General features: G+C 62.7%; 13 protein-coding genes. 9 read left to right on the top strand and 4 right to left on the bottom strand.

The genetic code is table 11. The features are described 5' to 3' along the window. Positions 1–113: 113 nt before the first annotated feature. The 8 genes from EBN1_RS22555 (at position 114) to EBN1_RS22585 (ending at position 7,202) form a co-directional block, all read left to right on the top strand. Complete coding sequence (locus EBN1_RS22555; RefSeq protein WP_157866796.1) at positions 114–1,277, top strand: tyrosine-type recombinase/integrase; 1,164 nt, start codon at positions 114–116, stop codon at positions 1,275–1,277. Between the two features lie 657 nt (positions 1,278–1,934). Next, on the top strand, positions 1,935–2,219 hold the full coding sequence (locus EBN1_RS23025) for a DUF7673 family protein (protein ID WP_422103763.1): 285 nt from the start codon (positions 1,935–1,937) through the stop codon (positions 2,217–2,219). Between the two features lie 212 nt (positions 2,220–2,431). Beyond that, positions 2,432–2,737, top strand: coding sequence for an IS66 family insertion sequence element accessory protein TnpA (gene tnpA, locus EBN1_RS22560; RefSeq protein WP_011236214.1), 306 nt, complete (start codon positions 2,432–2,434; stop codon positions 2,735–2,737). Next, positions 2,737–3,096 carry an IS66 family insertion sequence element accessory protein TnpB gene (tnpB, locus tag EBN1_RS22565; RefSeq protein WP_011236213.1) on the top strand — a complete coding sequence of 120 codons (360 nt, stop codon included), beginning with the start codon at positions 2,737–2,739 and terminating at the stop codon, positions 3,094–3,096. Before tnpA ends, tnpB begins: the two co-directional genes overlap by 1 nt. 28 nt (positions 3,097–3,124) lie before the next feature. Continuing rightward, positions 3,125–4,741: an IS66-like element ISAzo19 family transposase gene (locus tag EBN1_RS22570; protein WP_011236212.1), complete on the top strand. Its 1,617-nt coding sequence runs from the start codon at positions 3,125–3,127 to the stop codon at positions 4,739–4,741. 87 nt (positions 4,742–4,828) lie between these two features. Further along, positions 4,829–5,917, top strand: a complete 1,089-nt coding sequence (gene istA / locus EBN1_RS22575) for an IS21-like element ISAzo17 family transposase (protein ID WP_011254978.1) — start codon at positions 4,829–4,831, stop codon at positions 5,915–5,917. Beyond that, positions 5,914–6,693 carry an IS21-like element ISAzo17 family helper ATPase IstB gene (gene istB, locus EBN1_RS22580; protein WP_011254977.1) on the top strand — a complete coding sequence of 260 codons (780 nt, stop codon included), beginning with the start codon at positions 5,914–5,916 and terminating at the stop codon, positions 6,691–6,693. The genes istA and istB overlap by 4 nt, the downstream gene beginning before the upstream one ends. Positions 6,694–6,839: 146 nt before the next feature. Next, the gene (locus EBN1_RS22585; RefSeq protein ID WP_049780417.1) at positions 6,840–7,202 is read left to right on the top strand and encodes a hypothetical protein; all 363 of its coding nucleotides are present in this window, start codon (positions 6,840–6,842) and stop codon (positions 7,200–7,202) included. Between the two features lie 125 nt (positions 7,203–7,327). Here the strand turns inward: EBN1_RS22585 and EBN1_RS22590 are convergent, their stop codons facing one another. The 3 genes from EBN1_RS22590 to EBN1_RS22600 all read right to left on the bottom strand — a co-directional run bounded on the left by EBN1_RS22590 (position 7,328) and on the right by EBN1_RS22600 (position 11,295). After that, positions 7,328–8,509, bottom strand: a complete 1,182-nt coding sequence (locus EBN1_RS22590; protein ID WP_011254976.1) for a hypothetical protein — start codon at positions 8,507–8,509, stop codon at positions 7,328–7,330. A 424-nt stretch (positions 8,510–8,933) separates the two neighbouring features. Further along, complete coding sequence (locus EBN1_RS22595; protein ID WP_011254975.1) at positions 8,934–10,025, bottom strand: ParB/RepB/Spo0J family partition protein; 1,092 nt, start codon at positions 10,023–10,025, stop codon at positions 8,934–8,936. 1 nt (position 10,026) lies between these two features. After that, positions 10,027–11,295 carry an AAA family ATPase gene (locus tag EBN1_RS22600; protein WP_011254974.1) on the bottom strand — a complete coding sequence of 423 codons (1,269 nt, stop codon included), beginning with the start codon at positions 11,293–11,295 and terminating at the stop codon, positions 10,027–10,029. 671 nt (positions 11,296–11,966) lie between these two features. Between EBN1_RS22600 and EBN1_RS22605 the strand changes: the two genes are divergently transcribed. Next, the gene (locus EBN1_RS22605; RefSeq protein WP_011254953.1) at positions 11,967–12,998 is read left to right on the top strand and encodes an IS630-like element ISAzo33 family transposase; all 1,032 of its coding nucleotides are present in this window, start codon (positions 11,967–11,969) and stop codon (positions 12,996–12,998) included. Between the two features lie 225 nt (positions 12,999–13,223). On the opposite strand, the gene EBN1_RS22610 is transcribed toward EBN1_RS22605, so the two are convergent. Continuing rightward, entirely contained in the window at positions 13,224–13,601 is a 378-nt protein-coding gene (locus EBN1_RS22610; RefSeq protein ID WP_041648005.1) for a hypothetical protein, read from the bottom strand. Positions 13,602–13,603 lie beyond the last annotated feature (2 nt).

Below are 13,603 nucleotides of genomic sequence, written 5' to 3' on the forward strand. Positions count from 1 at the left end.
TAATCGCCACCCACCCCCTCTCCCCTGCCCTGCCTGTCCAACCGGGGAAGCTGATTGTGGGCGCGAACGCCGGCACTCGGACGCTTACCCGGGCCGAGACGGACATAGAGGCCGTGAGCGGCTGGCTCGCAAAGTACGTCGACAACCGGAACACCTTCGAGGCCTACAAACGGGATGTCGAGCGCCTCCTCACGTGGGCCGGAACAAGAGGGAAGGGGCTCGCCGATCTGATGGTGGAAGACCTGACCGACTACGGGCTGTTTCTCCGCGACCCTCAGCCCATCGAGGACTGGTGCTTGGTAAAACTGCCACGCTACCTCGAGGACGGCACCGACAATCCGAAATGGCGGTCGGTGCAGCGCCCTCCCCGCTTCCTGGCGGATGGCTCACCGAACCCGGAATGGCGGCCCTTCGTCGGCGCCCTCTCCTCGTCCGCCGCGGGTCAGTCCCTCACTGTGCTGTTCGGGATGTTCGAGCATCTCTGCGGCGTTGGCTACCTGGCCGGCAACCCGCTCCGTGCCGCTCGGAAGAAAGGCTACAAGCCGCGGCGGACGACGGTCGACCGCTATCTCGAGCAGGATCTCTGGCAGCTCGTGCTCTCTCATCTGGAGACGTGGCCACGTGAGACCGCCCGCGACGAAGCGCACTATCAGCGCACACGGTTCCTGGCGGGTTTCCTCAAACTGACCGCGCTTCGTCGCTTCGAGATGGCGAAAGCGAGCACGGCGGACGTCACGCGCATCGAAGGGCGCTGGTGGCTCAAAGTAGTCGGGAAGGGCAGCGTCGACCAGCCCATTCCACTCACGCGCGAGGCAATGCGACTCCTCGGAGCGTACCGGGCATCGACGAGGCGCCCTCCCCTCCCCTCCCCCAACGTTGTCGAGCCGCTTCTGATGGACATCACCGGCACTGGCCGCGCGGTCAGCGTGAAAACCATCCACGCGATCCTGAAGAAGCTGTTTCTGTCCGCCGTTCAGGCCTGCACGGATCCTTATCACGCCGAGAAGTTGAAGGCCGCGAGCGCACACTGGTTGCGGCACACCGCCGCGACTCATTTGCTCCAGGACGGGGCCAGCTTGCTTCACACCCGGGATGCCCTCAGACATGCCTCCGTGCAGACAACCGAGATCTACATCTCAACGAATCAACGCGCCTTCCACGAGGACATGGAAGCCCGGCAGCGTCTCACAAGTGCCGACCAGCTTGCTGCAGACAGCGAAACGAAGTTGCCTACAACCAACGCGAACGTCGCCTCCAAACCGGCAGATCTCGACTGAAGGGAATCCGGTATGCGCAGCTCACCTCTCATTGAAGCCGAAATCGAGCAAACCGCGTTGCGGCTTTTCGCAAGAGGCGGGAACTTGGCGCCGACCACCATGGAGGCTGCGCCCCGTCGTGCGGAACTGATTCTGGAACAGCAGTATTCCCCTGTCGCAGCCCTCGAGAGCTATGGGCGCGCCATGGGCACCAAGCTCCTTCAGCCCAAGCCCCCCGTCCCTTTGCGGCAACAAAGCATCGAAATGGCCAATCAGCTGACCGACTCCGGGGCTGGCTCGCTCAGCGCGCTATCCGCCCTGGCCGTTGCAGTCTGCCGCTACAACCAGAAGGCGCCGCCCCAATCCTGGTGTTACAACATAACGCGTCGGCCGGACCGCTCTATGCTGAGGCAGCTCTGTGCAGCGATAGCGGGATGTCGGCGAAGCTTCGCTCCCGCGTGACCCCTGCCGAGCGCGAAGTGATCCCGGCACAGTTTCGGCGGTAGCTGAAAAACCGCCACGACGTCGGATCCAGCGGACCCGCCTGCCACCGAACCCCGAGCGAACCGCCGCGCTCCGTGCCCTTCGTCGCTAAGCTTTGCCCTTTTCCGCTGCAAAGCTTGGCGTGATAATGCAGCCTGCGTAATCAACCAAGGCCTTCCATGGCTACCCCCACTTCTGAACAAGCTTGCCGCGCTCAAACGCCTCTGGACTGTCGCCAATGGTCACTCCGGCCAGTGCAAGTACATCGCTGAGTTCCTTCTTGGCCTGTATAACGGCATCCGTTTTCCCGTCGACTTAACCGGTTTCCGGGCGCTCGATCAAGCAATCTTCCGAGACTGTCTCACCGTCCTCCAGATGGATAGCCAGCCGCAGCAAGAGGTTCACCTGCTACTGGGGTGCTTGAATGGCGAATTCGAGAAACTCGCCGAAGATTGGCGCATTCCCGACCGCTCCGTATAGTAGCCTCCTCCTCATTGCACAGAGGTCCAACGATGATGTTCATCGCGGCGAAGATCAACAATGTTGACATGATTCGACTCCGAGACCGAGTGCTGTCACTGCCGGATGTAAGTTGATACGGGCTGCCGTAAGCGGTAACTGACCGGCGTTATTCCAGGGCACGTGATCGACGTGGACAATTGCCTCCAGGGTCAACAATGGAGGGATCGTTCATGGCAGGGGTGCTCAAGCGCAAATGGCGCCGGCGCAGCCGAGAGGAGTGGCAGGAGGTGTTCGCCCGCCACGGTTCGAGCGGGCTGAGCGTCACGGCATTCTGCGCGCACGAGTCGATCAGCGTCTCGAGCTTTCAGCGCTGGCGTGCGATCGTCGGGCCGGTGTGCGGCAAGGCCGTCGCGGTGGGGCCGGCTCGGCAAGAGGCGTTCGTCGATCTGGGAGTGCTGGGTTCGGGCGGCGCTTCGCGCTGGGAGTTGAAGCTTGACCTGGGTGACGGCGTGGTGCTGCACCTGGTGCGCGGCTGATGTTCTTTCCCGAAGGCGCGGTGCGGGTGCATCTGTACGGGCGCCCGGTCGACATGCGCAAATCCTTCGACGGCTTGTATGCGCTGGCGCGCCACGGCGTGGGACAGGATCCGTTGTCGGGGCATCTGTTCGTGTTCATCAACCGGCGCGCGACCCAGATGAAGGTGTTGTACTGGGACCGCAGCGGGTTTTGCATCTGGGCCAAGCGGCTCGAGTCGGGTCGCTTCGTGTCGGACTGGTCGCGGGCGACGAGCCGCGAGATGGACTGGACGGGGCTGAAGCTGTTGCTCGAAGGCATCGAGCCGGCACGCTTCAAAAAGCGCTTCGCGCTGCCCGCAAGTCACCGCAAACCCGCATGAATGCTGGCTTTTTTGGTAAAATGACGCCATGCCTCCGACGCCTTTGACGCAGCTGCCGACCCGTGAAGAAGCCGCCCGGTGGACGGCCGATCAGGTCGTCGAACTGGCGGGCGCGCATCTGGCGCAGCAGCGCCAGTTCGAGGTCATCAAAGGCGAATGCGAGGCGATGCGCCACCAGCTCGACTGGTTCCGGCGCCAGCTCTTCGGGGCGAAGAGCGAGAAGCGCCTCGTGGACGCCAACCCGCATCAGATGAGCCTGGGCGAGTTGCCGGTGCCCGAATCCTCGCCGCCGCCCCCCGGTCAGGACATTGCCGCCCACACCCGCCGGGCCCGCACCAGCGACTGCGCCAAGGGCGACGCATCGGCGCTGTTCTTCGACGAGGCCCGCGTGCCGGTCGAGACCATCGAGGTGCCCAACCCCGAGGCCGAGGGGCTCGCCCCCGACCAGTTCGAGGTGATCGGCGAAAAGGTCAGTCACCGCCTGGCGCAGCGCCCGGGCAGCTACGTGATCCTCAAGTACGTGCGTCCGGTGATCAAGCGCCTCGACACCCAGGCGATTTCCTGCCCGGCGGCACCCGGGGGGGTGATTCGCGGCAGCCGCGCCGATGTGAGCTTCGTCGCCGGGCTCATCACCGACAAGTTCTGCTACCACCAGCCGCTCTACCGCCAGCACCAGCGGCTCGGCGACAATGGCATCAGGGTGTCGCGCCCGTGGCTCACGCAGCTCACCCACGGGGCGCTCGCGCTGCTCGAACCGATCTTTACGGCCCAACTCGACTCGATCCGCGCGAGCCGCATCAAGGCGATGGACGAGACCCCGATCAAGGCCGGCCGTGCGGGCCCCGGCAAGATGAAGGGCGGCTACTTCTGGCCGGTCTATGGCGAACGTGACGAGATCTGTTTCGTCTATCGCGAGAGCCGCAAGGCGCAGCACATCGAGCAGATCCTGGGCACCGACCCGCCGCCCGAGGGGGCGGTGCTGCTCACCGATGGCTATGGCGCCTACGAACGCTATGCCGAGAAGTGCGGGCTCACGCACGCGCAATGCTGGGCGCACTCGAGGAGGAAGTTCTTCGACGCCCAGTCGGTCGAGCCCGAGCGCGCGGGCCGGGCGCTGGAGATGATCGGCAAGCTCTATGCGGTCGAAAAACGCATCCGCGAGGCCACGCTCGTCGGCGAGGCGTGCCGGGCGTACCGGATCGAGCATGCACAGCCCGTGGTCCACGAGTTCTTCGCCTGGGTCGATGCCCAGTTCGACACCCACGGCCTGTTGCCCAGCTCGCCGCTCACCACCGCCATGGCTTATGTGCGGGAGCGCCGGGCCGCCCTCGAGGTGTACCTGCGCGATCCTGAAGTGGCGATCGACACAAACCATCTCGAGCGGGCGCTACGCGTGGTGCCGATGGGTCGTCGCAACTGGCTCTTTTGCTGGACCGAGGTCGGCGCCAAATACGTCGGTATCGCGCAGAGCCTGATCGCCACCTGCCGGCTGCACGACATCGATCCGTACGACTATCTGGTCGATGTGCTGCAGCGTGTCGGCCAACACCCCGCTGCCGACGTCGCGCAACTCACCCCCCGTCTGTGGAAGCAGCACTTCGCTGCCAACCCGCTGCGATCCGATCTCTTCGGGATCTCGAAGTAGTCAAGAACGCTCGTCAGTTACCGCTTACGGGCTGCCGATTGAAAGTTGATACACCGAGTTGAGAAGATCGGGCCATTTGGAGCCCGGGTGATCACAGACGAGGTGTATGTGGAAATCGAACTGTTGAGGCGTCACGGGTTGAGCCTTCGGCGGATCGCCGCCGAGGTGGGGTGTGCGGTGAACACGGTGCGTGCGCACCTGGCGTCGCCGGAGCTGCCACGCTACGCGCGCAAGGTCCAGCGGGTGACGAAGCTGGCGCCCTTCGAGGCGTACTTGCGCGAACGCCAGGCGGCGGCGCATCCGCACTGGATTCCGGCCTCGGTGCTGATGCGTGAGATCGTGGCGCAGGGCTATCAGGGTGGCGCCAGCCAGCTGCGCGCGTTCATGCACATGCTCAAGCCGGCGCAGCCATCGGAGCCGGTGGTGCGCTTCGAGACGGCGCCGGGCCACCAGATGCAGGTCGACTGGGTGGAGTTTCGCAAGGGCGCGCAGCCGCTGTACGCGTTCTGCGCCACGCTCGGCTACAGCCGCATGAGCTACGTCGAGTTTGTCACCGACATGAAGGTGACGACGCTGATCGGCTGCCACGAGCGCAGCTTCGCGGCGTTCGGGGGCGTGGTGCGCCAGGTGCTGTACGACAACATGAAGACCGTGGTGCTCGAGCGCGATGTCGACGGCGAAGGCGCGCACCGCTACCACGCCGGCTTTCTGGACTACGCCCGTCACGCCGGGTTCGTGATCAAGCTGTGCCGCCCCTATCGGGCACGGACCAAGGGCAAGGTGGAGCGCTTCAACGGCTATCTGCGGCGCTCGTTCTACGTGCCGCTGGTGGCGCAGTTCAAGCAGGCCGGTCTGGTGCTCGACGCCGCCACGGCCACGGTGCAGGTGCGCCGCTGGCTCGACGAAGTCGCCAACGTGCGCGTGCATGGCACCACCGGCGAGCAACCGGTAGCGCGGCTGGCGGCCGAACGGGCTGCGCTGCAGGCGCTGGCACCGCCGTGGCGGGGCGACATCGAGGGCGCCCGGCCGCAGGCTGAGGCGGCACACGACGAGGGCCCCGTGCGCCCGCCCGCCGTGCGTGCGCACCTCGAAACGGAACAACCCGCCCAGCATCCGCTGGCCGTCTACGACGCGTTGCTGCAGACGCTGCAACAGGCGCAGGAGATCGGCGCATGAACCTGCAATACGAACGGATCCAGGCGCTGTGCCAGACGCTGAGCCTGCCGCTGACCGCCCAAGGCTACGCCGCAGCGGCCCAGCAGGCGGCCACCGACCAACTGGCCTACAGCGACTTCCTCGAGCAGTTGCTGCGGGCCGAGGCGGCCGGTCGTCAGAGCCGCAAGCAAAGCATGCTCACGCGCCTGGCGGGCTTCCCGGCGATCAAGACGCTCGAGGACTTCGACTATGGCTTTGCCAGCGGGCTCAAGCGCAGCCAGCTCGAGGAGTTGGCCAGCCTCGCCTTCGTCGAGCGTGCCGAGAACGTTGTGCTGGTGGGCCCCAGCGGGGTGGGCAAGACCCATCTGGCCATCGCGCTGGGCTACCGCGCCACGCAGGCCGGCATCAAGACGCGCTTCACCACCGCCGCCGACCTGCTGCTGACGCTGGTCCTGGCGCATGAGCGCAACCAGCTCAAGAACGTGATGCAGCGGGCGATCAACGCCTACCGGCTGTTGATCGTCGACGAGATCGGCTACCTGCCGATGACGCGCGAGCAGGCCAACCTGTTCTTCCAGGTGATCGCGGCGCGCTACGAGCGGGGCAGCCTGATCGTGACCAGCAATCTGTCGTTCGGGCAGTGGGACAGCACCTTCGCCCAGGACGCGACGCTCACGGCGGCCCTGCTGGATCGGTTGCTGCATCACGCGCACATCGTGCCGATCAGCGGCGAGAGCTACCGGCTGAAACACCAGCGCAAGGCCGGGATGGTGCAAGCGCTGGCGATCGCCGGCTGAGGGCCGCGCGACGGAGCGCCCCTGCGGTCGGGCCTTCGGCCCTCCCTTCGGGGCGCTCCGTCGCACATGTCAATGGGATAGAGGTGTATCAGTTTTAAATCGGCAACCGCCGGGAAAGCGTGTCAGTTTTAAATCGGCATTGACAAGTGCTGACCGCGCCGGTCCTCCGTGGTACGCCCGGGGACTTTCCCTGGGATCGATTCGAGGCCGCCGCGCTCGAAGCCGGCGTTTCGAAGGATCTCGCGAATCTTGGTCGCGCGATTTTCCGGGAAGCTTTTCAGCATGACTGGAGCGACGAGCTCAAAGTCGAATGCGGCTGGTTGGACGGCGGGCAACGGCTGGTCTACCAAGCCTTCGCGTTTCCACAAGACTGCACCGCGCGTTGGCAGCATCTGCTCGAAACCGACGGGGTCCCGGACGACGTCGAGGTCCCGCCCGTCACAGTCGACCCGTATGACCTGGCCGACGGCCTCGGCGCTGTAGGGATCAAGACGAACTTCATACGGTAAGCCCATCCGCGCGACCCACCCCCGTTTTAACCACCCTACCCCTACCCTTCTTGCTAGTGCAGTGCATCATTTTTACTAAGTAACTGATTATTGGCGTTATTGCAGGTTGATAAGCGCCGAGAGAGTCAATCCGCCGCGAACTCTGGCTCATAGCAAACTTCGGGGTCCGGGCGGCGCAGTACGATGTCGCCCTCCTCCCACGACTCGACCAGCCGCGCGTTGACCGGCAGTGTGCGACGAACGTTCTGGTCGTCTAGACATTCGACGTACCCGCCATCGCCCATGCGCCTAAGCACGCCGATCAGCTTGCCTCGTCGGGTGACAACCTGCATGCCGTCTCCCCGCTCGAGGAACATCGGCAGCTTCGTGTTGAGCCGCTCGAGGACCGCTTTCGACGCGCTATCTCTGTCCTCGAACCGGTCTTGGATCTCGAGCAGGCGGGCAAAGTCCTTCCGCTGCCGAACAAGCGTAGCCAGATACGCGAAAGCGGCTTTTGCGTTGAATTGCTGGATGCGATGCCACACCAGGGCGACGACTGCTCCGAGCTTGCCCCCGTTGCCATGCTCACGGGCCAGCTTCATGAGCGCGCAGATACGGCTTCGAGAAAGGCCGAGCGATATGAGTCGAACCAGCTCTGCCGGCAGCCGGGTTTTCTTGTCGATCCTATTTTCTCGAGATCCCCCTGCCCTCTCCTGGTCGGTTTCGCGTGGCGCTTCGGGTGGGGGCTGTTCTTTCGAAGAAAGTTGTTGATTAGGGGAAAGTTCAATCTCTTGTATACGGTCTCTCACGGTGAGAGACCGCCCCTGTGGAAAACTGCACTCCGGCTGGCCAGCGACCTCTTCCTTGGTAGCCAGTTGTTCCTGGTAGACGCCCTTGCTGGCCTGTGCTTGTCCAGCCAGGCCGAGCAGCTGCAATGCCTTCTCGGTGAGCCAAATGCGGCTTACCGAATACTGGCCGAAGGCTTCCCTCGCCCGTCTGCGGCCTTGCTCGCGCGTGATGTACCCCCTCGTTACAAGGTCCGCGAGACCGCGGTAAAGAGTGGGGTGGCTGCCGAGGAGCGACTCGGCGCAGATGCTGTCTCGACTGGCGAAGACTGGCTCAGTGGGACGCTTTACGTCGAAGAAGGCCAAGATGCCGTAGAGGGCCTGACGGGCCGTTCTGGCGAGGTCGAGGCAGTTTCGCCGGTTAAGCGCTGCTGCCCGGGCACGGATGAGCGGCGCCGGCAGAAACCGGGCCTTGGGCCCAGAAGGGGAGGGGAGGGGGGCGTTGAGTTGAACAACCCCCTCGCAAGCCAGTGAAATTGGCACGATAGTCCTTTTTGAGCAAAAAGGACCCCTTTCGGTATTGACACCAACTCGCCGCTCATTAAACTACGGACATGCAACTGTCGCGTAACCGGTTCCCGCCGGTGAGCGTTAAGTCAGGGTTCAATCCCTAGCAGAGGCCAACTTTCCAGAGTTGGCCTTTGTCTTTTCAGGGGTCAGTTGATCTCTGCGTTGTCGCTAGTCGATTCCTCTTACGTTGTCCAAACGACAGCCGTCAGTCTCGTGTTCCCGCACGAGACGAATGCCGCCCCCAATGCTCAGAAAGCTGCCCTGTGGACGATGGGCAGCTTTCTGAACATTCGGAAGGGTAGAGGAGGGCCGTACGTCCAAAACAGTCATCTGGCACCTCCCTTTCGCTTCATTTTAAGTTAAGTTCTTGTTTTTCTGGATTATTGCAGGTCGATAATCACTTTTTGTTGCCTTTGGCGGCGCTGGCCCGCTCTTTGATAAGCTCAGTAATGAGCGCGAACGTCGCCTCTGCTTCTTCAGCCGAAGCAAACGAGAGGCGGACGGTCTTGTCGCTGCGAAGCGCTTCACAATACTTCGTCTTGCCCTGACGAAAGGTGACTGGTTCGGGTCGGGCAGGGCGCTTCAAGGTGGCACTTGCTTTTGCTTGCTGCACTGCAGCAATTTGGGAAAGCTCCGACGTTACGATCTTCTGAACGGCCTCAATGACCTTAGCTGCTTTGCCCTGTTTGGTGAGTTGAGCAAGCTGCTGCACGGCCTTGGCACCGAAGAGGGCAGGGGCGTCGGCGATGCATGCCAAGGCCTCCTCGGGCAGCTCGTCAAACGCCATGAGGGAGCTGATGTACGGCTGGCTGACCCCGGCTTCGGCAGCCACCTGCGCTTGCCTCAGCTTCTTCTTCTCCATCCGCCCTTTGAAGCCGAGATACTTCTCGTAGTCCGTGAGGCTCGGGGCGAGGAGGTTGGAGTAGAACGCCGTCCGGTCGGTCTCGTCGTCGTCGAGGTCGAGAATGTTGATGTCGATCTCGTCCCGGCCAAGCTCGCGGAAGAGGCTTACGCGGTTGTTGCCGGCGATGATCTCGTAGCCGCCCTCAGGTCGCAGTCGTACAGTGACCGGGTTCGCCAACGGGTTGTGTCGCAGGTTTTCGCGCAACTCCGCATATTGCTGGGCGGTGAGTTTGCGGCGTCGCCCCGGAATCTCGTGGAGCTCGTCGAGTTTGGCCGTCTGGTGTGGCTGGCTTTCAAGCGCAGTCGCCAGCGCTGCTTCCGCTTCGGCAAGCTTGCGATGAGCTTCTGCCAGCGCCTCCTTGGAGCCATGCTCCGCCTTGAGCTTGGCCAGCTCTGCTTCCGCCGCTTCGGCACGTGCCATGGCGTCCGCCAGTTGGCCGGAGAAAATTGCCAGCTGTCCGGGAGCCGTACGAGCTTCATCTGGCTTCTCTGGAAGCCTTTTCGCCACACCGCCGCTGGCCGTTCGCGCTTGCATGGCGGCCAAGAGGTCGGTGTTCTTCGACTTCATATCCTTCGCGCCGGCCATATCAAGCCCCCTCGTACCAAGCTTTCACGATCTTGTTGTCAATGATTTCGACGACCTGGTCGTAAGCGTCACGAATACGGCTGTAGGTTTTGGCGCCGCCCTCCCACTTGCTGACGTCGTAGACGGTGCCGAAGCCGGTGGCGGTGGTGCCGATGACGCTCGAGAAGGGTATCTCGACGGGCAGGACCTTAGCGGTGTAGGTCGAAACGATCCACTCGCGGACCACGGAGGCCGACGCCTCCTGCGCATTCACCGCGCTCAAGAGGATGTTCACGAAGTCGAACTCTTTGACGAAGTTCCGCTTCTCGAACGAGCTCGCCAGGTCGGAGAACAGCGACCAGTATTGAGCGGCTGAGGCGAAGTCCAAGCTCTTGGGCGGCAGCGGCATCAGCATCCCGTCCGCGGCCATCAGGGCGTTGATGGTAAGGTACGAGAGAGAAGGCGGCGTGTCTAGCACGATGGTGTCATAGTCCACCGCCAAGTCTTGGAGGGCAGGGGCGAGGATGTCCCAGAATTCAAAGCCGGGCTTCTCGGCCACTTTGTGAGGGATGACGAACTCGGCCGAGAAGAGGGTAGGGGCACCGGGAATCAGATCCAGCCCGTCCCAGTATGTGGGTTGGATTGCGTATCGGAGATCCTTCTGGTCCCCGAAAATAAGGGGCATCACCGTCGCGTCGCTGTCGACTTCGGCTGAGGGCAGCAGCCCGCACAGAGAAGAGAGCGATGCCTGCGGATCCAGGTCGACGATGAGCACTTTCCGGCCGCGCAGAGTCAGGCCTTGAGCCAACGACATCGCGGTCGTCGTCTTGGTCGAGCCCCCTTTGAAATTGCTGACGACTACAATGCGGCCGCGTTTTCCCTCGGGGCGTTTCTTGATCTTGCTCTCAGCCTGGACCCATTGCCGGGTCTCAGCCAAGGTGAAGACCCGCCCACGGCCCGCGCCCTGCGCGACCCCTGGTGGCAGGTCACCCTTGCCGATGAGATAATTGATGCGCGCCCGGTCGATGCCGCAGAGCGTCGCAAGCTGAGTGGTTGTGTATTCAGGTGGGTTTTTGCGCGGGTGCGGCTTGAGCATGCTGTCGCGCACCAATGCCAACATGTCGTCTGCGATACCCGCGAGTTCGATGAGTTGAGCTGGGCCGACTTTCGCTTCGATGGGCTTCAGCTTGAGATCAGATTCGGGTGTCGTCAGTGCCATGGCAAGCCTTCTTTGTTTTAGGATCGCGCCTCTTGCACTGAGGCGACGACTAAGCTTCCATTCGACGCTCATGGTGCAAAATAACTCCGAAGCGGAGAATACGCGGTGATGCAGCGGGGCGCAAGTCCACCTCGCATATTCCCACCTACCGCAGACTCTAAAAGAATCAGTCGATTACGCTGGTTACCTGGAATGAAGGGTGAAGGTTGCCTAGCTCCTAGCGCATTTGCAATTAACCATCTTACCGGTTTGCTTTGTATCCCTTAAAAATGGTTTTCTTGACATTCGTTGATGTGCTCAGACGTCGGCGTAGGAGGTTGTAGACTGGGAAGTCTAAGATGGTTAATTGCATTTAGCGAGAGTGAGACTATGATTTTCAATAGCTGCTGGGAGGAGAGCCTGACGTCCTTGCTTTTCGTTTTGAGGAGGAGCGCTGGGACGCCAATCCTTCCCGGTACTTGCTCGAGATTGGCCTGAGCCCCCTGCTTGTTGAGGAGCTGGCGTCTAATCCGGACCACGAATGGATGCAGCATAGCGGCGACTCTGATACCGGAGCGGTCTTGACTTACGCTTGACGTAACGCGCCGGCGTTGAGGTGAGCTGCCCTACCAGACGGCCAAGACCGAACACTGCGCCGCACAGGAGAACCGCAGTCGGGCTTACCTGGCATCCAAAACAAGCCCGATTTGCTAGCAGATACTAACTTTCCCGAAAGTAATGCCATATGGGCGATAATATGCGGCATGAAATGCAAGCGAACTTCCGACGGTCGCGCCCACGATCATCACACCTTGCAGGTGATGCGGCAGCAGGCCATCAAAGCGGTGCGTGAGGGGCAGACCGTGCAGAGCGTCGCCGCCTCGTTCGGCGTGAATCCTCGCAGCGTCTTCCGCTGGCTGGCCGACTTCGCCAACGGCGGCCAGAACGCCCTGCTCGCCAAGCCGATCCCGGGACGTCCGCCCAGGCTCAGCGCCGAGGAGATGGCCTGGCTCGCCCGCGCGGTCCGCGACCACACCCCGCAGCAGTTCAAGTTCGAGTTCGGGCTGTGGACGCTGACGCTGATCCGTCACCTGATCAATCGTCAGCTCAAGAAGGAACTGTCGGTTTCCTCGGTCCACCGGCTCATGAAGATCCTGGGCTTCAGCGCCCAGAAACCGCTCTATCAGGCCTGGCAGCAGGATCCCGTGCTGGTGCGGACCTGGGAGACCGAGACCTATCCCGCCATTCGCGCCGAAGCGCGTGCGACGGGCGCGACGATCTACTTTGCCGACGAGTCGGGAATCCGTTCCGACTACCACACCGGCACCCCCTGGGCGCCGCAGGGCCAGACGCCGGTGGTGACGGCCACCGGCCGGCGCTTTTCGCTGAACATGATCTCGGCGGTGAGCGCGCAGGGCGAGTTTCGGTTCATGCTGCATGAAGGCTCGGTCGGTGCGAAGGTCTTTCTGGAGTTCCTCAAGCGCTTGATGATCGGCGCTCAGAAGCCGGTGTTCGTCATCGTCGATGGTCATCCGATCCACAAGGCAAAGTTGATCAAGACCTATGTCGACAGCCTCGGCGGCCGGCTGAAGCTGTTCTACCTGCCGCCGTATTCGCCGCACCTGAACCCGGACGAAACGGTCTGGGCGCAGGTGAAGCGCAAGGTTTCGCGCCAGGTGGTCGAGAGCAAGGAGGACATGAAGCGCCTCGCACTCGGGGCCCTGCGCAGCATTCAGAAACTCCCCGAGCTCGTGAAGTCATTCTTCCGGCAACCAGAGTGTCAATACGCTCTATAGTGACACTACTTATTGAAAAGTTAGTAAGGCGGAGGCGTCCTCCCCCGATGTTGAGCTCGCCCACCCTGCAGCTCAGAGTCGCCGCTGACAGCCCTCGGGTGCCCTCATGGACGCATTCGCATTCGGGCGCCTGCATCCCTTGGTAGAGCACGAGGTTCCAGCCAGTGGACCCCGAACGAAAACGGAGCCCTCAGGCTCCGTCGTCAATGAGTTCCGCCAACCAGGTCAGGCAGCCGCTTTGGTCCTGTCCAGAGCATACTGCCTCGTCTGGTATGGCATCAGCTCGCCCAAGCGGCTGGTGAGGTCCATCGAGGCGCCCCATGCCACCGCCAAAGGATCCTTGCAACCGGCGGCCTCCGCCTTGGGTGCAGGTGAGGAGGGCTGGAACTGGCGGATAGCCGAAAGCAGCCGTAGCTTCCGCTCCTTCGGCAAGACGTTGAAGCGGGCCAGCCTGTCGACCAGGTAGCCGGCATCTGGCCGGAGGTTGACGGGCACATCAGCCAGGTTGGGAACCTCGCCGGCGTACCAGAGGCGTTCAGCGACCTCGCGCAGCAGCCCAGAATCGACACGCGCGAAGCCTTGGCGCGCTACGTCGCCAAGCATTC

It is taken from the genome of Aromatoleum aromaticum EbN1 (assembly GCF_000025965.1).
Lineage (GTDB): Bacteria > Pseudomonadota > Gammaproteobacteria > Burkholderiales > Rhodocyclaceae > Aromatoleum > Aromatoleum aromaticum.